Annotated in this window: 22 protein-coding genes; 10 read left to right on the forward strand and 12 right to left on the reverse strand. The window is 46.6% G+C overall.

Going from position 1 to position 18,826, the window contains the following annotated elements; translation table 11 throughout:
* Window positions 1-82 precede the first annotated feature (82 nt).
* The 3 genes from QUA97_RS03800 to QUA97_RS03810 form a co-directional block, all read right to left on the reverse strand.
* Window positions 83-2,377 carry a family 2 encapsulin nanocompartment cargo protein terpene cyclase gene (locus QUA97_RS03800; protein ID WP_194066323.1) on the reverse strand — a complete coding sequence of 765 codons (2,295 nt, stop codon included), beginning with the start codon at window positions 2,375-2,377 and terminating at the stop codon, window positions 83-85.
* Between the two features lie 133 nt (window positions 2,378-2,510).
* Window positions 2,511-2,957 (reverse strand): NUDIX hydrolase, encoded by a 447-nt coding sequence (locus QUA97_RS03805; protein WP_194066324.1) that lies wholly within the window; start codon window positions 2,955-2,957, stop codon window positions 2,511-2,513.
* 332 nt (window positions 2,958-3,289) lie between these two features.
* Complete coding sequence (locus tag QUA97_RS03810; RefSeq protein WP_194066325.1) at window positions 3,290-3,724, reverse strand: DNA-binding protein; 435 nt, start codon at window positions 3,722-3,724, stop codon at window positions 3,290-3,292.
* A gap of 146 nt (window positions 3,725-3,870) precedes the next feature.
* Here QUA97_RS03810 and folD point away from each other — a divergent pair, with 146 nt between their 5' ends.
* Complete coding sequence (folD, locus tag QUA97_RS03815; RefSeq protein ID WP_194066326.1) at window positions 3,871-4,746, forward strand: bifunctional methylenetetrahydrofolate dehydrogenase/methenyltetrahydrofolate cyclohydrolase FolD; 876 nt, start codon at window positions 3,871-3,873, stop codon at window positions 4,744-4,746.
* A gap of 198 nt (window positions 4,747-4,944) precedes the next feature.
* Here folD and QUA97_RS03820 read toward each other — a convergent pair whose 3' ends face one another.
* A complete protein-coding gene (locus QUA97_RS03820; RefSeq protein WP_194066327.1) occupies window positions 4,945-5,709 on the reverse strand; it encodes a methyltransferase domain-containing protein in 765 nt (254 codons plus the stop codon).
* A 69-nt stretch (window positions 5,710-5,778) separates the two neighbouring features.
* Window positions 5,779-6,267, reverse strand: a complete 489-nt coding sequence (locus QUA97_RS03825; RefSeq protein ID WP_333193161.1) for a GNAT family N-acetyltransferase — start codon at window positions 6,265-6,267, stop codon at window positions 5,779-5,781.
* Window positions 6,268-6,382: 115 nt separating this feature from the next.
* On the opposite strand from QUA97_RS03825, the gene QUA97_RS03830 reads away from it, so the two are divergent.
* The 5 genes from QUA97_RS03830 (at window position 6,383) to QUA97_RS03850 (ending at window position 10,680) form a co-directional block, all read left to right on the forward strand.
* On the forward strand, window positions 6,383-7,270 hold the full coding sequence (locus tag QUA97_RS03830) for a LysR family transcriptional regulator (protein WP_194066329.1): 888 nt from the start codon (window positions 6,383-6,385) through the stop codon (window positions 7,268-7,270).
* A gap of 189 nt (window positions 7,271-7,459) precedes the next feature.
* Window positions 7,460-8,386 carry a geranylgeranyl diphosphate synthase CrtE gene (gene crtE, locus QUA97_RS03835; protein WP_194066352.1) on the forward strand — a complete coding sequence of 309 codons (927 nt, stop codon included), beginning with the start codon at window positions 7,460-7,462 and terminating at the stop codon, window positions 8,384-8,386.
* Between the two features lie 14 nt (window positions 8,387-8,400).
* Window positions 8,401-8,859, forward strand: coding sequence for a divergent PAP2 family protein (locus QUA97_RS03840; RefSeq protein WP_194066330.1), 459 nt, complete (start codon window positions 8,401-8,403; stop codon window positions 8,857-8,859).
* 217 nt (window positions 8,860-9,076) lie between these two features.
* Window positions 9,077-10,201: an AAA family ATPase gene (locus QUA97_RS03845; protein ID WP_194066331.1), complete on the forward strand. Its 1,125-nt coding sequence runs from the start codon at window positions 9,077-9,079 to the stop codon at window positions 10,199-10,201.
* On the forward strand, window positions 10,198-10,680 hold the full coding sequence (locus QUA97_RS03850) for a hypothetical protein (protein WP_194066332.1): 483 nt from the start codon (window positions 10,198-10,200) through the stop codon (window positions 10,678-10,680). The genes QUA97_RS03845 and QUA97_RS03850 overlap by 4 nt, the downstream gene beginning before the upstream one ends.
* An 88-nt stretch (window positions 10,681-10,768) precedes the next feature.
* Here the strand turns inward: QUA97_RS03850 and QUA97_RS03855 are convergent, their stop codons facing one another.
* From QUA97_RS03855 to QUA97_RS03875, 5 genes are all read right to left on the reverse strand, one after another.
* Window positions 10,769-11,272 (reverse strand): YbjN domain-containing protein, encoded by a 504-nt coding sequence (locus QUA97_RS03855; protein ID WP_333193166.1) that lies wholly within the window; start codon window positions 11,270-11,272, stop codon window positions 10,769-10,771.
* 271 nt (window positions 11,273-11,543) lie between these two features.
* On the reverse strand, window positions 11,544-12,446 hold the full coding sequence (locus tag QUA97_RS03860) for a ferritin-like domain-containing protein (RefSeq protein ID WP_333193171.1): 903 nt from the start codon (window positions 12,444-12,446) through the stop codon (window positions 11,544-11,546).
* A 62-nt stretch (window positions 12,447-12,508) separates the two neighbouring features.
* Window positions 12,509-12,715, reverse strand: coding sequence for a hypothetical protein (locus QUA97_RS03865; RefSeq protein WP_333193174.1), 207 nt, complete (start codon window positions 12,713-12,715; stop codon window positions 12,509-12,511).
* Complete coding sequence (locus tag QUA97_RS03870) at window positions 12,712-12,936, reverse strand: hypothetical protein (RefSeq protein ID WP_194063180.1); 225 nt, start codon at window positions 12,934-12,936, stop codon at window positions 12,712-12,714. The genes QUA97_RS03865 and QUA97_RS03870 overlap by 4 nt, the downstream gene beginning before the upstream one ends.
* A 2-nt stretch (window positions 12,937-12,938) precedes the next feature.
* On the reverse strand, window positions 12,939-13,265 hold the full coding sequence (locus QUA97_RS03875) for a hypothetical protein (RefSeq protein WP_194008598.1): 327 nt from the start codon (window positions 13,263-13,265) through the stop codon (window positions 12,939-12,941).
* 76 nt (window positions 13,266-13,341) lie between these two features.
* Here QUA97_RS03875 and QUA97_RS03880 point away from each other — a divergent pair, with 76 nt between their 5' ends.
* Window positions 13,342-13,782, forward strand: a complete 441-nt coding sequence (locus QUA97_RS03880) for a hypothetical protein (RefSeq protein ID WP_333193177.1) — start codon at window positions 13,342-13,344, stop codon at window positions 13,780-13,782.
* Between the two features lie 392 nt (window positions 13,783-14,174).
* Here the strand turns inward: QUA97_RS03880 and glnA are convergent, their stop codons facing one another.
* A complete protein-coding gene (gene glnA, locus QUA97_RS03885) occupies window positions 14,175-15,596 on the reverse strand; it encodes a type I glutamate--ammonia ligase (RefSeq protein WP_333193180.1) in 1,422 nt (473 codons plus the stop codon).
* Between the two features lie 359 nt (window positions 15,597-15,955).
* Here glnA and apcB point away from each other — a divergent pair, with 359 nt between their 5' ends.
* On the forward strand, window positions 15,956-16,465 hold the full coding sequence (gene apcB, locus QUA97_RS03890; RefSeq protein ID WP_194008596.1) for an allophycocyanin subunit beta: 510 nt from the start codon (window positions 15,956-15,958) through the stop codon (window positions 16,463-16,465).
* A 108-nt stretch (window positions 16,466-16,573) separates the two neighbouring features.
* On the opposite strand, the gene QUA97_RS03895 is transcribed toward apcB, so the two are convergent.
* Window positions 16,574-16,771, reverse strand: a complete 198-nt coding sequence (locus QUA97_RS03895) for a hypothetical protein (protein ID WP_333193185.1) — start codon at window positions 16,769-16,771, stop codon at window positions 16,574-16,576.
* Between the two features lie 310 nt (window positions 16,772-17,081).
* Here QUA97_RS03895 and QUA97_RS03900 point away from each other — a divergent pair, with 310 nt between their 5' ends.
* Window positions 17,082-17,924: a TlyA family RNA methyltransferase gene (locus QUA97_RS03900; RefSeq protein ID WP_333116060.1), complete on the forward strand. Its 843-nt coding sequence runs from the start codon at window positions 17,082-17,084 to the stop codon at window positions 17,922-17,924.
* Between the two features lie 136 nt (window positions 17,925-18,060).
* Complete coding sequence (locus tag QUA97_RS03905; RefSeq protein WP_194066339.1) at window positions 18,061-18,750, forward strand: hypothetical protein; 690 nt, start codon at window positions 18,061-18,063, stop codon at window positions 18,748-18,750.
* The last annotated feature ends 76 nt before the right edge of the window (window positions 18,751-18,826 follow it).

Raw genomic sequence — 18,826 nt, forward strand, 5'->3', positions numbered from 1 at the left:
ACTTAATCCTCAACTATCTAGTTACTAAAAAACTCGGTCTAATTTGACCGAACGCTGACAAAAGAACCCACTCCAACAAAACCTATTTTCTTACATAAGGGTCTGAATTGCTCGACCACATATTGTCAAAATTATTTCCCGCACCGACCAACGAGCCGATCCGTGCAGCCGAGGTTCCCAGCCCTGTGGGGCCACTGAGCAGCCGCGCTATCGGGGAAGCACTATTACGCAATTCAAATTCCTTATAGCGGTCTACCTTGATATGCCACCTGAGTACGCCGCACATCCAATTTTCTAATTTCTCGACGTATCCCAGCAATTTCTCGCGGGTACTTTCATCCAGGTTGAAATCGTCGAACAGGGCAGGCAATTCAGTGGCAACAATGTGTTGAAACTGTTGGGCCCGGGCGGTCATCAAATTGTTCACAATCTCGACAGCCTGGGGTATATTGCAGTTGAGGAAATTCTGCACAACTAGCACGAGGTTATGGATTTCGCCCTCAAATTCGATTTCTTTTTGGTAGGAAAAGATGTCGTTCGTGAAACAGGCAAAGTCTGCCGCAGAATTCTCCAGCGATCGCATTGGCCGGCTGTAGTAAATCTCCATCGGGATCTCGCCGCCCTGGGCTAGTCGAGACAAGCTCATCGTCAAATCCGAGCCAAAGGTCTTACGGCGCATCTCGATATAATCGATCGGGTCAGGAATCCGATTTTGGATCTGGTTGGCGAGTTCCCACACCCAACTGTCAGTCATATCCTGAATCGCGCGGCGGAACTCAGTCCGCGCGGTGAGGGACATGGGCCCAGCAGTGCGAGACCAAATATCTGCCAAGCCCCGTTCCACCGGATTAGTCGGCACGGCAGGGGGAGTGGAGTCGTCCAGGGGCATGAAAACCGACATTCGGGCGTTGAACACTTTCGCACCAACTATGTCCCGGTTATTTCCGTAGATGGCTGGGAAGTAATCGTCGGCATAGGTTCCCCACACCAGCCAGCACGCTGTCAGATTCAGCTCATCCTCAGACCCCTTCGGATGGATCAACGCACCGCATAGGGCGACATCGGCAACATCAAACTTGTGGTCATTCCAGATGAAGCCATCAGGAATGCCCGGTAGCTCGTCCAGCATCCCCATCTGGCGTGCCCATTCCTTGGAATGCTTCCGCGCCTCATCCAGATTGGGATTCAAAGTGGTAGAGAAGGGCATATAAAACTTAGGCAGTTTCGCTGGCCCTACAGCCTGGTAGGGAACGTGAGTAAAGCTATTGAACCTTCCTAAACCCAAGGTGGAGTATAACGATTCCAACCGCAACCCCGATGTCCCTAACCCTGTGGGGCCTAGATTCAGCGTCGGTGTCGCAGAATTACCCGCTTCCTCGTTCATGTAGCGGCTCGACCTCATGTGCCACTCGTGACCGCCCGACTGCCAATCCTGAAGTCCTTTGATGTAAAGGAGAACGTTCACACGCTCTACGGGGTCTACTCCGTACTCCTCAAAGAGGGAGGGCAACTCGGTAACAGCAGTGTTGTCAAACTGATATAACCGCGAGTTCAGCAGCTCGTTGGTGAGATTAGCCGCCTCTTGGGTACTAATATTCAAGAAGCGCTCCAAAACCAACACGCAGTTGGAATTCTCACCTTCATCTTCCACTTCTCTCTGGTAGGAGAACAGGTCGTTGCGAAGATGCACTGCATCGGCAAATGTGTCTTTTAAGACTCGCATCGGTCGAGTGGCGGCAATTTTAGCTGGAACTTCTACAAACGCAGCGTGTTCGACGAGATGGGCTGACCAGGGTGCGCCACCGACTTTGCGCCGCATCTCGATATATTCGATCGGGTTAGCAATCCGATTTTGATTGATATTGGCGAGTTCCCACATCGACTCATCTAAGAGGTGCTTGGTACTCTCAAAGAATCGTCGCCGCCATTCCACAGACTTAGTAAAGGCGGTGCGAGACCAGAGGTTTAACAAACCGCGCTCTACTGGGTTGGTGGGAACGGGAGGGGTTTCGTTAGGGAAAATCGGCATAAATGCGGGTAGTCGATCGAGGTATTCCTTCGCCCCAACCAAATCTTGACTGCGCTTATAGATTTCCAGAAAGTGATCGTCAAAAAAGAATACCCACACATACCAGTCGGTTACTAGGTCAAGTTCCGTCCCTGGTGCGTCTGGATGGGTGTAAGAGCAAAGTAAAGCGTAGTCATGGGCATCGAATTTACGTTCGTCCCAAATAGGTTGCTCTTGGGCTTCCTCTTTTGAGCCAAGTATGCCCATATCGTAAGCCCACGCCTTGGAATGAACTCGCGCTGCTTCCAGGTTTGGGTTCAGTCGTGCCGGCCAAGGCATATAAAATTCTGGCAGTTTAAATGGTTGCATGATCTGCGCGTAACCTTCTGTTGGGTCTTCTTGCTATTTTTTGCCGACCAACGGCTGAGCTGTGGCAGTTGGCTAGCATTCTCGCCGCCCTAGCCAGGTCTCATATGTGGTTTGTTAGCGATTGTACTGTACGCTAGTTCATATTCACGGTAGCGATCGAGTCAATAAAATTTAATAAAATACGCTGGTGAGCCATGCCAAAAGGTCGCACATCTCCTGACTGCTCAGAATGGCATTTGCCAGCCCGAATCTGCTCCGGTGTCAACAACTTCATATCCCAACCTTCAAGCAAAACTAAATCCTTGACATCCGCACTAAGTTGTCCGTGAAAAACGTGGCGAACAACATCTCCTTCGACATCGCAACAAAAAAGAGAGATACTTCTAGGAGGAGCAGCATAACTAATTTCTTCTTGCAATTCCCGGAGTACGGCAACTTCCGGCGTTTCCCCCGGCTCCAAGTGTCCGCCAAACAAAGCCCAATGTCCCGGATACCTAATATTAGGAACATCGTCCCGCAACTGGCAGAGAAACTTGCCGTCTCGGTATAAAATGGCGACCGCAACATGAATTTTAGTCATTGGTTATTGGTTATTGGTTATTGGTTATTGGTCATTAATCATATCGTTTCCGGTTGCATCGGAATAATAAAATCGAGTCAACAGTCAACAGTCAACAGTCAACAGTCAACAGTCAACAATCATGTTTGAGTGCAACCGGATTTGATATCATTAGTCATTAATCATAAAAATTTAGCGATTTAGGAGATACGGAATCATTGTATTGTCCTAGGGGCGGTTTCACCAATAATATCGAACATCAACAAACAATTTTAATAAGCCAGCCCCACCCCACAGACAATATCCGAACCACATCAAAATCAATCTTAATTAGCGAAAAAATTCGCCTGTACCTATTGCGAACCATCGGCCGCTGAAGTGCGCTTTAATTGTTTCAGTTCCTCAACATAAACTTCACCTAAATCCTGTCCTGCCAATCCCTTTAGCGTAATACTTTTGTAGCGGACTTCTCCCTTCAGCAAAACTTCATCGCCAAGCTGGGGTAAAGCTTGCTTAGTTAAAATCCAAATCTTACCGGTACTGTCTTGGATTTGATAAGCCGCATTCCCCACAAAAGGAGCGCGATTTTCCACCTTTCCCCGGAGATAAACTTCACTATCGACTTGCCGGTTTTGTTGAATGTCCGCAATATTAGTAACATTAAAACCAAGATTGAGTTGAGACATGGGTAAATTGCCACAACTGAGCAAACCGCTGGTAAGTATTAGCAATAAAGAGCCAGTGGAGAATCTTTGAACCCAAACTTGCTTAATTGCATATGTAGTCATTAGGTCAACTGATTTGAGATTTGAGATACGACTTACTTTAACAGAATCTCCAGACTCGATCGCAAGAGGCGAAATTCCTCTAGTTTAGTCCGAGTCTGCGATTAAGGTAAAATCTAAAATCGTCAGCCCCTAACCCAGAGTCTACAATGGATGCCAAAACTGCTCAAATACTAGATGGCAAAGCTTTAGCGACAAAGATTCAAAGCGAGCTGAGCGATCGAGTCCGCGCCCTACAACCCCAGATTGGGCGTCCTCCGGGACTTGCAGTGCTGATGGTGGGGGACAACCCAGCCAGCGCGGCTTACGTGCGTAACAAAGAGCGAGCCTGCGCTAAAGTTGGCATAGCTTCCTTTGGCCAGCATTACCCAGCCAATGCGACTCAAGCGGAGCTCGAACTTGCAATTAGGGCGCTCAACGAGGACGATCGAGTAGACGGCATTTTAGTGCAACTCCCCCTACCAGAAAACCTAGATGCAATTGCACTGCTGTACCAAATTGCCCCAGACAAAGACGCAGACGGATTGCACCCTATAAATTTAGGCCGCTTAGTGCGCGGGGAAGAAGGTTTACGCAGTTGTACTCCCGCCGGAGTGATGCGGTTATTGGAAGAATATCAGATTGATTTGAAAGGAAAAAATGCCGTTGTTTTGGGGCGCAGTATTTTGGTAGGTAAACCGATGGCGCTGATGCTGTTAGAAGCTGATTGTACTGTGACTGTAGCTCATTCGCGGACGAAAAACCTAGAATCAATTACCAGCCAAGCCGATATTTTGATAGCTGCAGTCGGGCGCACAGAAATGATTTCAGCTAATATGGTCAAACCGGGAGCAATAGTAATTGATGTAGGTATTAACCGCGTCGTAAATCCAGACGGTACTAGCCGTTTGGCCGGAGATGTAAATTTTGATGCTGTGAAAACAGTAGCCGAATTTATCACGCCGGTACCGGGAGGAATCGGGCCGATGACGGTTGCTATGCTGTTGGAAAATACAGTTTCGAGTTATCAAAAAAAGATGGTTTAATACGCCTGTAGTAGTAAGGTGCGCCTGCTGGACGCACCCTACATCATGCGGGTTATGCGATGGATTGTATCTCTTGCACTCACTCACAAATTATCTGCGTTTATTTGTGTTGATCTCTCTGACATCTACGGTTGCAGGATCGAGCATTTATGCAAAAAGTCTATTAAATACCGTACAGGCTAATTGTGGCTGCGGCGACTATTGTTTGATAGCAACAACGCGAATTCGTCGATAATCCGCAATCCAATTACCATCGCAGTAAAGAGTTGGCCGCAAACGTTCTTCAACTGCGTTAATTACCTGCGATCGCACTTCGTCAGACAACCCCACCAAAAACCCGCCAGCAAACATTTCAATCCAATTTACCATACCCGCGCTGCCGCCGGCTAGGGGAGTCGGGCGATCGAACAAAACCGCATAAACCACCTCAAAACCATGATTTTCCAAAAGCCCAGCATACTCGCCGATACTCGGAAAATACCAAGGATTAAGCGATTCAGGCTCCCCCAAGCCAATTTCTGACAAAACACTCAAAAGCGTCCGGGCGATCGCCCCCACATTCCCCTTACCGCCAAACTCAGCCACAAAACGCCCTCCCGGCCTCAGCGCTTTTTCCACACAATCGATCGCAGCATCCGGCTGCTTAATCCAGTGCAAAACAGCATTAGAAAACACAGCATCCAGCGGTTGCTCTACTTGAAAATCCCTAGCATCAGCAGCAGAGAAATTAATGTGAGGATAGTTAACTTTTGCCGTAGAAATCATCGCCAAAGACGAATCAATACCTTGCACAAAAGCACCGCTTTCAGCAATCTTTCCAGTTAACTGTCCCGTACCGCATCCCAAATCCAGAATTTGTTCACCAGCCTTCGGAACCAGCAACTCCAAAAGCGATTCACCGTACTGCCAAACAAAAGCATGATTTCCCTCATAAAGAGCTGAATTCCAAAAAGCTTGTGCCATCTCATCTCTCCTCTTCTCTTCTTTTCTCTTCTCTTCGCGTTCTTCGCGCCTTCGCGGTTCGTTATTAAATCATTTCCCAGCAAGCAGATTAATTCCATCCCCCTCAATTCTGCAAACCCTAATATTTTCCAAAATGCGCGCACCCTGCTTTTCATAAAAAGCAATACCAGGCGCATTCCCAGTATTAACAGTCCATTCAATCCGCCCGCAATTTGTGGACTCAGCAATTTGCGCCAAATGTTTCAACAAAGCTGTACCCACTCCCATACCGCGCATAGGAGCTTGCACAAACAAATCATCAAGCCAGAGGCACGGCTGCGCCAACAAACTTGAATAGGAAGGATAAAACATCGCAAATCCTACCGCTTTTCCTGCAACTTCCGCCAACAAAACCCGCACTAGCGGACGATTGCCAAATAAAGTTTCCTGCAATTTATCTGTTGTTGCTGCTAACAGATGTCTGGCTCCATCAAACTCGCTTTTTTGCGAAATAAAAGCCAGAATGAGTTCCAAATTTGCCAGCTCTACTTCTCTAATTTTGATATCCAAATTAGCCATTATTTGAATTCTCAATTTCACCTATTAATCACTGTATTAAATGCCCTCATAAATGTCCAATACTTGTTTAAACAACAATTTATACTTTTAAAATATTATTAAGGAATGGGAAATTATGGAACTGCGACATTTGCGTTATTTCATTGCGGTTGCAGAAGAGTTGAATTTCACTCGCGCAGCCGAAAAACTGCACATGGCTCAACCTCCGCTGAGCCAACAAATTCAGCATTTGGAGGCAGAATTGGGTTTTCAATTGTTTCGCCGCACCAAGCGGACGGTGCAGCTAACGGAAGCGGGACAGGTTTTTTTTGAGGAATCACAAAAAATTATGCAGCAAGTCGATCGCGCAATTCAACTCGGCAGACAAACCAGCCGCGGCGAACTCGGCCAACTAACTGTAGGCTTTGTGAGCTCTGCCGCGCACAATGTGGTTCCACCTATTTTGCAGGCGTTTCGCACTCGGTGTCGGGCCGTCAAACTCGAATTGCACGAACTCACAACTAACGAACAGTTGCAGGGGTTGCGGGAAGGCCGCATTGATATCGGCTTCGTGCGGCCTCCAGTCGAGGAAGATGCCATAAATTCCGAAATCGTGTTTCGAGAACCTCTGATGGTGGCGCTACCAGAAACGCATCCTTTGACGAATCGCCCTTACGTGGAATTGCGCGAACTCTCAGGCGAACCGTTCATCTTATTTGGGCGTTCCCAAGCTCCGGCATTGTACGATGCGATCGTCAGTCTTTGTCAGCAAGCCGGTTTTAGCCCGATCGCCGGTCAAGAAGCGATGCAAATGCAGACAATTATCAGTTTGGTAGCGGCCGAGATGGGCGTGGCGATCGTCCCGGCATCCATGCAAAATTTCCAGCGCAGGGGGGTTGTTTACAAATCTTTGCCAGAATCAACCTGCATGGTGGCGATCGCCCTAATTTGGCGCAACCATCCTACGGCAGCGGTGCAGCGGTTTTTGGAAGTTGTCAGGCAAAGTGGCGGATTTGAGATTTGAGATTGTAGATTTTAGATAAACGGGTAATTTCACAAAGTTATCAAAACTCAAAGATTTTCTGTGCAACAACACCCTTAGAATGATTAATTGATACTGGGAGTGCGGATAACCACCGCCCTAGAAGTCGGCCAGATTCGACCTGAACAACTCAAAGTATCTCCATTCACATTCAGTACAAGAGAGCAAGGGATGGTATTGGCAACAGAAATGGATTCTTCCACACCGGAATCCGCTTTCGACTTATCTACTTACTTAGTCGAGCAAAAAAGGGCGGTCGAGGTAGCTCTCGACAGTGCACTACCGGTGATCTACCCAGAGAAAATTTACGAAGCAATGCGCTACTCGCTGCTAGCGGGCGGCAAGCGCTTGCGTCCGATCCTGTGTTTGGCTAGCTGCGAACTGGCCGGCGGCACTACCTCGATGGCAATTCCGACAGCTTGCGCTTTGGAAATGATCCATACAATGTCGCTAATTCACGACGATTTGCCGGCAATGGACAATGACGACTACCGGCGCGGCAAACTGACGAACCACAAGGTTTATGGCGAAGATATCGCCATTTTGGCGGGCGATGGTTTGTTGACCTATGCTTTTGAATTTATAGCCAGTAAAACTGAGAACGTACCCCCCCAGCAGGTGTTGCAGGCGATCGCCCATTTGGCGCGAGCTGCCGGGGCTGGTGGACTCATAGGCGGTCAGGTGGTTGACGTGGAGTCGGAAGGAAAGACAGATGTTTCTCTGGAAACTTTAAATTACATTCACGCTCACAAAACAGGGGCGCTGTTAGAGGCCTGCGTAGTTTGTGGGGCAATTCTGGCTGGGGCTTCGGCTGCTGATTTGCAGCGGCTGTCTCGTTTTGCCAAGAATATTGGGCTGGCTTTCCAGATAATTGACGATATTCTGGATATTACGGCTACTCAAGAAGAATTGGGCAAAACTGCTGGGAAAGATGTTCTAGCAGGGAAAGTGACTTATCCGAGTTTGTGGGGAATTGATGAGTCTCGGCGTCAAGCTTCGCAGCTTGTTGCTGATGCTAAGTCTCAACTGGCAGTGTTTGGGAGCAAAGCTCTACCGCTGCTGGGGATTGCTGATTTTATTACAAGCCGCAGTAACTAGAAATACCAAACAGTATGCAGGAAATTTGCAGCGGCATTTTAAACAATCATGTACTTATAGTGGCTTTGATCGCTTGTCTGGCGGCTCAAGTATTAAAGTTGCCGATCGAATTAGTCAAAAATCGTAAATTCAATCTTCGGAATTTAGTAACCACCGGCGGAATGCCCAGCGCTCATTCTTCCTTTGTCGGCGCTTTAGCGGCTGGTGTGGGACAAACGATGGGGTGGGAAAGTTCCGAGTTTGCGATCGCCGCGATTTTTGCAATTATCGTTATGTATGATGCTGCTGGCGTCCGCCAAGCCGCCGGCAAACAAGCCCGCATTCTCAACCAACTAATTGACGAGTTTTTTGAGGAAGATCACAACCTCAATGAAGCTCGCCTGAAAGAGTTGCTGGGACACACTCCCTTTCAAGTGGTCGTCGGTTTGGGGCTGGGAATCGCGATTTCTTGGATTGCAGGGCCTGCCTATTAAGTTTTAAGTACGGAGTAGACTTGGAGCAGTGGTGTTTTTTTGACAAGTTGGAGGTAAATGTCGGCTGCGGGAATTAATATTTCGGCAACTAATCTGTCTCAAGATCAGAAAAACACCCGAATTTTTGGGAATTTTATGGCAATACCTATTATTTAATTAAGCAGTTTAAAAGGTTCAAAAATTTTTTTTAGTTACCGCTCCTTGGAGTAGTTTTGTTATGATCCAAAGACTATATATAAACAACTTCAGATGCCTAGAAAACTTTGAACTGAAGATACAGGGAATGCCATCTGCTCTTTTGATTGGAAAAAACGGTGCAGGTAAATCAACTATTGCCTCTGCATTAGAAGTCCTTCAGAAGATTAGTCGAGGCATCAATAGAATGCGCGAACTTGAAAAACTGAAGCTGATTAGCCCAAAAGATTTCGCTCGTGGGAGGTCTGATGTCCCGATCCGCTTTGAAATAGAAGTATTACTTGAAGATAAATTATACAAATATATCCTGGCGTTTGATTTGCCAGAAAAATTTAAAGAGCTGCGAGTTTTTGAAGAACAACTGCTAGTTGCAGGAGATCCAATTTACTCTAGAAAAGAAGCTCAAGTCACTCTTCACATCAGTTCGCAAAATCGTGAAGCTCAGTTTCTCCTAGATTGGCATCTTGTTGCTCTTCCAGTAATTCAGGAGCAATCTGAGACTGATCCGCTGCATATTTTCAAGACTTGGCTGGCTCGCACGATAATTTTAGCCCCGATTCCCAGCTTGATGACTGGAGACTCCAATGGTGAAACTTTGGAGCCAAAGCGAGATGGTTCAAACTTTGGGGAGTGGGTTTCTGGATTACTCAGTCGCTATCCTGCCGCCTATACACAGGTTGACAAATATCTCCGAGAAGTTATGCCTGACATTCAGGATTTTCTGAATGAACTCATCGGCAAAGACTCCAAAAGCATGATTGTGCGATTTGAAGCAAATAATGCGAATCTGAGTGTTGACTTTGAAAGCTTATCTGACGGTGAAAAATGCTTTTTTCTTTGCGCTCTTGTGTTGGCTGCTAACAAATCCTATGGCCCTCTTTTTTGCTTCTGGGATGAACCTGACAACTATCTATCCTTATCGGAGGTTGGACATTTTGTCACATCACTGCGACGCTCATTTAAGAATAGCGGACAAATCTTAGTGACATCGCATAATCCTGAAGCAATCCGCAAGTTTTCCAATGAAAATACCTTTGTATTAGATCGCAAAAGCCACTTAGAGCCAACTTTAGTCAGATTGCTCAGTGATATACCTGTTAGAGGCGACCTGATAAATGCCTTGATTGGTGGCGACATAGAGCTATGAGTAATAAGTATCAACCGCACATTCATGTGTTGGCAGAAGATGATGCTAATCGCCAGATTGCCAACGGATTTCTTCTTTGGCCAAACCTTAATAACCGTGCTGTTAAAGTCCTGCCACTTCCTGGTGGTTGGAAAAAAACTGTGGAGGAATTCACTAATAAGTATGCGTCTGAAATGCGACAATTACCAGAAAGAATGATGGTTTTGCTCATTGATTTCGACGATAGTAAAAATCGGTTGAGTTATGTAGAAAGTCATATTCCAGACGATCTAAAAGCAAGAGTATTCGTGTTGGGAGTGCTATCAGAACCCGAGAATCTAAGGACAGACATCAAAAAGACTTTTGAGGAGATTGGAGAAGCTCTTGCAAAAGATTGTTCTGACAATACAAATGAGTTATGGGGACATAATCTTCTCAAACACAACAAGCCAGAACTAGATCGTATGGCGAAGTTTGTCAAACCATTTTTGTTTAAATAAATAGCTAAAAGTCACGCACCCACTTAAATGTGAGGTACGCAACTGCCAATAATTTAGCGGAGTATCGATGGCTTAAAAGTCGTGCGCCCTACAGTCCGAATTCTGCTTGTAGCAAGTCGTCGTTGTCATCGGCGATGGTGGCGACAATAGTAATAATTCTAGAAATTTCCCCGGCAGAGATTTCGGCGATCGTCCGAGTCGAGATTACTGCAACTTGATTGTCCACAATCGCAAAATGAGATTCTAAGGTAGACAGCCAATTCATTTCTAGAATTTTCCGCATTAATTTAGCTTCATTCTTTGCCGGCAACTGCAGTACAAAAGCCCAAACAGTCAAAGTATCATCTTCGGTTTCGCCGCTGAGTTGTACGAATACTTCGACGCTGCCGTACTTGAATTTCCAAAGATGCCCGCCGGCTTCATTTTGACCCACCATGACTTTTTGGTCTACAGCCATGCTGGCAATCACAGTCTCAATTTCTTCTGCATAGGTGACTGCTGTGGCTTTTTCTACCTGCTCGGAGGCGATCGCGCTTTCACTAGATTGGCTTTCTGCGGAAGCTGTTTGTATGTTCGGTTCGCTGTTAGTCATGATTAATATTTATAAGAAAAACTATTCCAACAATCAGTTTACTTCCTATTTAGGACTTACAAAAATACGACTCACTTACAAAAACCCTCATCAACCCGGTTTCTTGACAAAAACCGCTCCCCAAAAGGCTTCTCCCAGACAAAACATCGGAGTCAGAGCCTCCCATGTTGCGTCACCAAGCTTTTCCTGGTAACGAGTAGAACGAGTCTATTACTGGTTCCCAGGCTCTTCCTGGGAACCCATATCACTTTTGCTCTGCCTCCCTAGATGTTTAAGCCTTGGGTTTAGCCGCCGACTTCTTCTCAATGGTATTCATCCCGTTGAGGAACATCGGCACAAATTTCTCCACAAATGCCTGCGGGTCACGGTTCCAGGCGCGCTGAGCCACATCGACTCTAGTCATTTGCAAGTCGGGGGCCAACAGAGTTGCGGGCAAGCGCTCCATCAAATATTGCGGGCGTTCCCACATCGGCATCGTGTTGGCAATGTCTACCAAGCGGGTGACGCGGCGGAGTTCTGCCCCCAGCATAATATCCATTCCCGATTCAAATGCTGCTTGTTCGATCGCCACATACTTGCGTTTAGCCTGTTCCACCTTCTGGCGGTGTTCCGGGCTTTTAGCAGCAATTGCGCCCAACCAGCGATTCCCCCAGCGGACGTGGCCTGCTTCTTCGGGAAAAATCTTTTCGATAGTTTCGCGGATTTTGATGTTTTCGTCGGTTTCAGGAGCCTTTTTGAGGGCGTGGATGTGGGCTGAGAAATACTCGCATCCCCGCTTCTCGGTGACATTAATCGCCGCTAGGGAAGAAATTACAAAATCTTCGCGGTCTTTGGTAGGGTCTTGTTGCTCGCTGTCGAACAACCTTTCAAACTCGTCAATGTAGGATACTCCCGGCGGCTTGCCCACATTCTGGCCCAAGTCTACCAGCAAATCTGTCAGCCACATGGCGTGCCGCGCTTCGTCCGAGATGTGCCGGGAAAGATCGCGCACAAGTTCGGCCGGTTCGCCGTCTAGCTGCTCGATCAAGTCGGTGAGGTCTTTGCAACTGCGCTGTTCGCTAAACCGATAGCGGTTGAGGGTGATCAGGTGAATTTCGCGATCGCGCACCACTTGAGCTAAAATTTCGCGTGCTCCCATTGCGTTGCGGAGCTTGCGGGGATAGGCAACAGTCATGATTTTATGTTTTTTTGTAAAGATACCTATATAAGTGTAACGCAATTTTTTTGCTTCCCAATTCACAATCCCTCCGCTTCGCTCCGCCCAATCCCCAATCCCTCCGCTTCGCTCCGCCCAATTCCCTGCGCGGGCCAATTCCCAATCCCCAATCCCTCCGCTTCGCTCCGCCCAATTCCCTGTTTTGCCAATCCCTCCGCTTCGCTCCGCCCAATTCCCTGTTTTGCCAATCCCTCCGCTTCGCTCCGCCCAATTCCCAAACTGGTCAAGTCTCAGTTGAGTCTGAAACCAGAACCGAAGCCGACTCTTGTTGAAATTTTTGTGCTTCCTCCACCTCCAATCTGGCCAGCGTACTCGCCGCATCCGCCAACTGCAAAGCCAAATTCATTCGACCAACTGGGTTTTTTTCCTTCCAAAGGTCTTTTGCCAAGAAATGCACTCGATAGCGGAACATTTTAATTGATTGTGATGGAATAACTTTAGCTGTCATGGTTATAGTCTATCTTCAACAGTAGCTAGAATGCGAAGGAGTACCCGTTCCGGTTCTAGATAAACAAATGTCAGTATGATGACTCGATCTTTTTTGCCAATCGTGACATCCCATTTGGCAGATTGTGGTTCAACCTGTTCGTGCCTAACTATTACAGTATATTGTCCTGGTGCCAAGTCATCAAATCCCGCATCTGCCTCCATCAAAGCAACCGTTTCCTCGGCCAGTACCCGTCCGTCCCGATTCAGTAAAGTAATGAAGGCAATGCCATCAACTGAAGTCATGGCGACGTTATTTTGATTGCGAACCATCACAAAAATATCGGACATCGTTTGGTAATTGCTAATGGCTAATTGCTACTTTATACTGACAGCAGCACTTAACACACAAACAAGGATAATTACTGTGAATAATTTTAAGATTTTGTTAATTTTTACAGCTTTTGCAGCGGTTCTCGGTTTAGAAAAAAGTGGGGCGCTAGCTGCTGTCTCAAATATCTCTGAGACAAAGCCTTGCGTGCAGCTTCACAGTCTACAAATAGCAGAAAAGAGCGATCGCAATTTAAGCAACTCGAAAGGTACATTAAAAGAAGGCAGTGCCCTCTCTGTCGATCCTGATGAAGTTACGGGCATACCAAAAGCTGAGGCGCGACAGCGTTTCATTTTGAATAAAATATATCGGGTTCAAGAAGGCACTACCGCTGACGATTTGTTTATTGTCGATGAGAAAGCAAATAAATGGGCTGTAGAGGATGTCTCTGACGCTACAATGGGCCCTACCACTCACAGCGTCGCCCTCATGGTTTCCGGTAACGGCAAAGTTTGGGCGCTAATACAGATGTTCTAAAATTTGGGAATTGGGAATGGGTAATATCAAATCCGGTAGCATCCGAATGATTCCGATATATATTCTCGGACTCTGTGTACTCTGTGTTCTAGCGCCGGTTAAATCACCTGACGATGCAAGCGGAAACAATATAATTGGGAATTGGGAATTGGAGTTCGCATTGATTTAATATAAAAAAAAATCGCCTGCAACGGCGACCTTTTTTAGAATCCTATCATGTTCGGTCGATCGCCCGAAATAAAAGCGGTTTGTAGTGAGGAATGCAAGTCCTTCGATTGTCAAGACTAAATTCCTCACCACAAAATCATCCGATCGCGATCGTTCGATTGCACATCATATCACACCTCAAAAAATGATAATTTTAATTTTTTGAAGTGTAATTTTTAACTTATCTAACAGTCGTAGTAGAGAGCAAACTCGTAGGGGTGAGGACGCAAGCGCATCGGGTTGACTTCGTTGTCGAGTTTGTAGGAAATCCAGGTTTGGATGAATTCTTCGGTAAATACACCGGTTTCTGTTAAGAAACTGTGGTCTTTTTCCAAAGCTTCCAAAGCACCTTCCAAGGAACCGGGAGTCGAAGGAATTTTGCTCAATTCTTCCGGCGAAAGGTCGTAGATATCCACGTCCAAAGGTTCGCCCGGATCGATTTGATTCTTGATGCCATCTATGCCGGCGCACAGCATGGCTGCAAATGCTAAATAGGGGTTTGATGTGGCATCGGGACAGCGGAATTCTAACCGCTTGGCTTTGGGGTTGGTTCCCGATAACGGAATCCGCACTGATGCCGATCGATTTCCTTGAGAGTAAGCTAGGTTTACAGGCGCTTCAAAGCCGGGAACTAAACGCTTGTAGGAATTAGTCGTCGGGTTGGTGAGTGCCAAAAGTGCCGGGGCGTGCTTGAGAATGCCGCCGATGTAATGCAGTCCCATTTGACTGAAACCTGCATATCGATCGCCTGCAAATAGAGGTTTGCCGTCTTTCCAAATCGACTGGTGAACGTGCATCCCGGAACCGTTGTCGTTAAACAGCGGTTTGGGCATGAAGGTGATGGTTTTGCCGTATTTTTTGCCGACGTTTTTGATGACGTATTTGTATGTCATCAAGTAGTCGGCGGCTTGTACTAATGTGGCAAAGCGGAAACCGAGTTCGCATTGCCCGCCGGTGGCGACTTCGTGGTGGTGTTTTTCGATGGGTACGCCGCATTTGGCCATTGTCAGCAGCATTTCCGTTCTCATGTCTTGAGAGGTATCGGTTGGTGCTACTGGGAAATAACCTTCTTTGTAACGCGGTTTGTAGCCGAGGTTGCCGCCTGGTTCTTCTTTGCCAGAATTCCAGCGACCTTCGATCGAATCTACGTAATAGTAGCCGGAATTTTGGGTTTGGTCGAAGCGAACGTCGTCAAAAATAAAAAATTCTGCTTCCGGGCCAAAAAATGCTGTATCGCCCAGACCAGTTGTCAGTAAGTAGTCTATGGCTTTTTGAGCTATGGTGCGGGGACAGCGATTGTACGGTTCGCCGGTGCGGGGTTCTTTGATGCTGCAAATGAAGCTGATGGTGGGTTCTGCCATGAACGGGTCCATCCAAGCGGTGGTCGGATCGATGACCATCGTCATGTCTGATTCGTTGATGGCTTTCCAGCCCCGAATGCTGGAACCGTCGAAGGGTATGCCGTCTGTGAAGGCGGTTTCGTCGATTTGGTCGTGGTACAGGGAAAGGTGTTGCCAGATCCCCGGCATATCGATGAATTTTAGGTCAACGATCTGGATTTTATTTTCTTTTATGTAGTTTAGGGCTTCTTGGGGTGTCTGGAACATCACTTACTCCTGATATTGGTGTGGTTGCGGGCGATTCTCTTCTGCAAGCTTCGCTAACGGCAGATTTCAGACTGTTTGGGCGATCGTAGGCCTTCAGCTATCAATTTTTTGTAGCAAAAGATACAATAATTCAAAATTGAGCCGATCGCGGTTGGGTAGTTTGTGATTCTTATTTTGTCTGTGTTTCGGCTGTTTATACAAAACGAACGGCAGAATTTTGCGGCTATTGGTCGGGGATTGACTGCCGATCGTGCAAATCCTATCTCAAATCTTAATCAAAGGCCGATTTGTAGTAGTCTACAATAGGCGGTCTATCTCAGATAGCAAAGTATTGATAAAGATTTTTGGGAGACAAACTAATGCGCGATGCAGTGACGAGTCTGATTGAAAATTATGATGTTGCTGGCAGGTATTTAGACCGGGATGGTATCGATCGGTTGAAATCTTATTTTGCAACCGGCACAGCACGGGTACAGGCTGCTGCGGCAATCAACAGCAATGCTGCGTCAATTGTCAAGCAAGCTGGTATCCAGCTATTTGCCGAACAGCCGGAACTGATCCGTCCCGGTGGAAATGCCTACACGACTCGCCGTTACGCGGCTTGTCTGCGGGACATGGACTATTACTTGCGCTATGCTACTTACGCCCTGGTGGCTGGAAGTACGGATGTGCTCGACGAGCGCGTGCTGCAAGGTTTGCGGGAAACTTACAATTCTCTGAGCGTTCCCATTGGCCCTACGGTGATGGGGATTGGCATTATGAAGGAGATGGTTAAGGCTGAGGTGGAAGCTGCAGGCTTGTCTGTGGGGCCTTTCCTGGAGCAACCTTTTGATTACATGATTCGCGAATTGAGCGAACAAGATATTTAAGTCAAGCAAGCTCTTTCTTTTAGCAGAAAATTGCTTTTGTAGCTTGTAGGTAGCACCCTCTCGATCGCTTTTTTGGCATCACAGCCTCTAAGCGATCTTTTTTATTGGTTAAAAGTCGCCAACACATCCCCAGACGAGGCATTTGTCGAGGGGATTTTTGGTTTGGCGGCGATCGATTTGCTCGGTTGTTGTTACTTCTACTTCGCCGTTGGGATAAAGAATGTGGATGATGTTGCCGCTGACGAAGGCTAAGGGGTTTTCTTGACAAATAGTCAAATTTCTGATATGAAAGTTAATTGTTTTCATGCTCGATCGCCCTGATTGTGTGTGTGGCGCATTCCCCTGTATTTACATAATCCGCTACTAGCCAAAGTTTTTGTGTGATTCTAAGAATGTTTATTTGTGATCGAACTATCCACAAAAAGCGCTCTGTGTCACATCATGCAAGATAAGGGGTCTCACCCCGCAGCTCTCTCAAGCACGGAAAAAATGACAGCGGGCTCGTGGCGGTACTTCTGCTGGAAAAGCAAAATAATCGCCAAAAATCCGCAGTCGGGTTTTTGCGTAAGTGGTAATCTGGTTACTGTCAACAACCGTGGCGTACAGATTAAAAACCTTGGCTAAACAACGAATAGACACTTTATTAGTAGACCTAAATTTGTGCGCTTCCCGACAGCAAGCTCAGGCATTGATTCGGACGGGGAAAGTCTCGATCGACCAACAGGTAGTTGACAAACCGGGCACTGAGGTTGACATTGCAGCAAAAATTAAGATTAAAGAGCGATCGCGCTACGTTTCCAGAGGCGGCGACAAACTAGCCAAAGCTTTAGAAGTGTTTGCGATTCCCGTAGCGGGCAGAATTTGTCTTGACGGTGGCATTTCCACAGGCGGCTTTACCGACTGTCTGCTGCAAGCCGGTGCAGCCCTCGTCTACGGCATAGATGTTGGCTACGGTCAAGCTGACTGGGGCTTGCGTAACGATCCGAGGGTAATTTTGAAAGAACGCACCAATTTGCGCTACATGACTGCTGCTGAGCTTTATGGGGAGTCACCGCGAGCCGATTTGGCGGTAGTCGATGTGTCGTTTATTTCCCTAGATAAGGTTTTACCGGCGCTGTGGGAATTGTTGGCACCGCCGCGAGAAGCGGTATTGTTGGTAAAGCCGCAGTTTGAAGTTGGGCGCGATCGTGTCGGGAAAAAAGGCGTAGTGCGAGACTCAGCAACTCAAGCCGATGCGATTTTTCAAGTGTGGAAAGCAGCGACAGCTTTAGGATGGCAGCAACGGGGTTTAACGTGGTCGCCTTTACTTGGCCCGGCCGGTAATATCGAGTATCTTTTATGGTTGGGGATCGATCGCCAAGAGGAACCAGAGCCGGGGGCGATCGAAGAAAGTGTTGTCAAGGAAAGCATCGCACAAATAGCAAAAGCGGCAGCGCGGGAACTTGTCAATCGATTTTAGATTTTAGATTTGAGATTGACTTCAACCCATCGAGCTAATCAATTTTAAAAGTCAAATTTGGAGAGCAAAACTTATCTAAAATTTGAAATTGTTTTGTCAATCAGACTCCTAAACTTTCACAAGAGTGAATAATTTCATGCAGCCATTAAAACAAGCCGGTTCAATTTTTCTGTACATTCTAGGGGGCATCGGGTATTTAGCGATTGCAGCTACTATTGTAGGCGTTTCAATTCTGATCAAATTCGCAGCCCTGCTGCTAGCGGACAAATTATTATATACAATTCTGATTATCGGTGATTTGTTGAGAGGCATCGAAATTATTGAACTGTTAAATATTTTAATATTTGCTTTTATCGGCATGGGATTTGGGGTAGCTACAAAACTTTTGATTCCTCAATACGGACGCAAAATTAGTGCAGCATTATTAATAGTTGTAGTTCCCTTAGTTTTCATGATTACGCCAGTAATTAGATATAATTCTTGGTTAGAAAAAGTCGGAGAATCGGATAACTTATTGCCTGCAGAAACAGCAACATTAACTAACTCTTTTTTGCAGAGAAAAGTAGGATTGCAAGGTTTTCTCGGTTATTACGTATATACTGGTCAGTTTCCAGTAATTCCGACCAAACAATCGGAGATGAAAGACTTAGACAGCTTTGAAAAAAAAGTTAATTCCAGATTTGTGCAGTTAACAGGTGTGGCTCCTACCATTGTTACCTGGTCAATGCGGATTTGTTTTTGGCTGATCAGACTGTTTTACTTTTCAATAGCGGTAATTGCCACGATCGCCCATTTTAGGGAAGGTGTGAGAATCGCCGGAAGGTAATAGGATTTTAGATTTTAGATTTTAGATTAAAGAATTGAAGAATTGGGAATCATATCAAATCAGGTAGCATCGGAAT

Origin of the sequence: Microcoleus sp. CZ3-B2, assembly GCF_036705055.1 — a bacterium.
Classification (GTDB): domain Bacteria; phylum Cyanobacteriota; class Cyanobacteriia; order Cyanobacteriales; family Microcoleaceae; genus Microcoleus.

Bases quoted from the DNA above. Each gene is read 5' to 3' on its own strand.
- QUA97_RS03800 (WP_194066323.1), bottom strand. From the start codon at position 2,377: ATGCAACCATTTAAACTGCCAGAATTTTATATGCCTTGGCCGGCACGA.
- QUA97_RS03805 (WP_194066324.1), bottom strand. From the start codon at position 2,957: ATGACTAAAATTCATGTTGCGGTCGCCATTTTATACCGAGACGGCAAG.
- QUA97_RS03810 (WP_194066325.1), bottom strand. From the start codon at position 3,724: ATGACTACATATGCAATTAAGCAAGTTTGGGTTCAAAGATTCTCCACT.
- folD (WP_194066326.1), top strand. From the start codon at position 3,871: ATGGATGCCAAAACTGCTCAAATACTAGATGGCAAAGCTTTAGCGACA.
- QUA97_RS03820 (WP_194066327.1), bottom strand. From the start codon at position 5,709: ATGGCACAAGCTTTTTGGAATTCAGCTCTTTATGAGGGAAATCATGCT.
- QUA97_RS03825 (WP_333193161.1), bottom strand. From the start codon at position 6,267: ATGGCTAATTTGGATATCAAAATTAGAGAAGTAGAGCTGGCAAATTTG.
- QUA97_RS03830 (WP_194066329.1), top strand. From the start codon at position 6,383: ATGGAACTGCGACATTTGCGTTATTTCATTGCGGTTGCAGAAGAGTTG.
- crtE (WP_194066352.1), top strand. From the start codon at position 7,460: ATGGTATTGGCAACAGAAATGGATTCTTCCACACCGGAATCCGCTTTC.
- QUA97_RS03840 (WP_194066330.1), top strand. From the start codon at position 8,401: ATGCAGGAAATTTGCAGCGGCATTTTAAACAATCATGTACTTATAGTG.
- QUA97_RS03845 (WP_194066331.1), top strand. From the start codon at position 9,077: ATGATCCAAAGACTATATATAAACAACTTCAGATGCCTAGAAAACTTT.
- QUA97_RS03850 (WP_194066332.1), top strand. From the start codon at position 10,198: ATGAGTAATAAGTATCAACCGCACATTCATGTGTTGGCAGAAGATGAT.
- QUA97_RS03855 (WP_333193166.1), bottom strand. From the start codon at position 11,272: ATGACTAACAGCGAACCGAACATACAAACAGCTTCCGCAGAAAGCCAA.
- QUA97_RS03860 (WP_333193171.1), bottom strand. From the start codon at position 12,446: ATGACTGTTGCCTATCCCCGCAAGCTCCGCAACGCAATGGGAGCACGC.
- QUA97_RS03870 (WP_194063180.1), bottom strand. From the start codon at position 12,936: ATGACAGCTAAAGTTATTCCATCACAATCAATTAAAATGTTCCGCTAT.
- QUA97_RS03875 (WP_194008598.1), bottom strand. From the start codon at position 13,265: ATGTCCGATATTTTTGTGATGGTTCGCAATCAAAATAACGTCGCCATG.
- glnA (WP_333193180.1), bottom strand. From the start codon at position 15,596: ATGTTCCAGACACCCCAAGAAGCCCTAAACTACATAAAAGAAAATAAA.
- apcB (WP_194008596.1), top strand. From the start codon at position 15,956: ATGCGCGATGCAGTGACGAGTCTGATTGAAAATTATGATGTTGCTGGC.
- QUA97_RS03895 (WP_333193185.1), bottom strand. From the start codon at position 16,771: ATGAAAACAATTAACTTTCATATCAGAAATTTGACTATTTGTCAAGAA.
- QUA97_RS03905 (WP_194066339.1), top strand. From the start codon at position 18,061: ATGCAGCCATTAAAACAAGCCGGTTCAATTTTTCTGTACATTCTAGGG.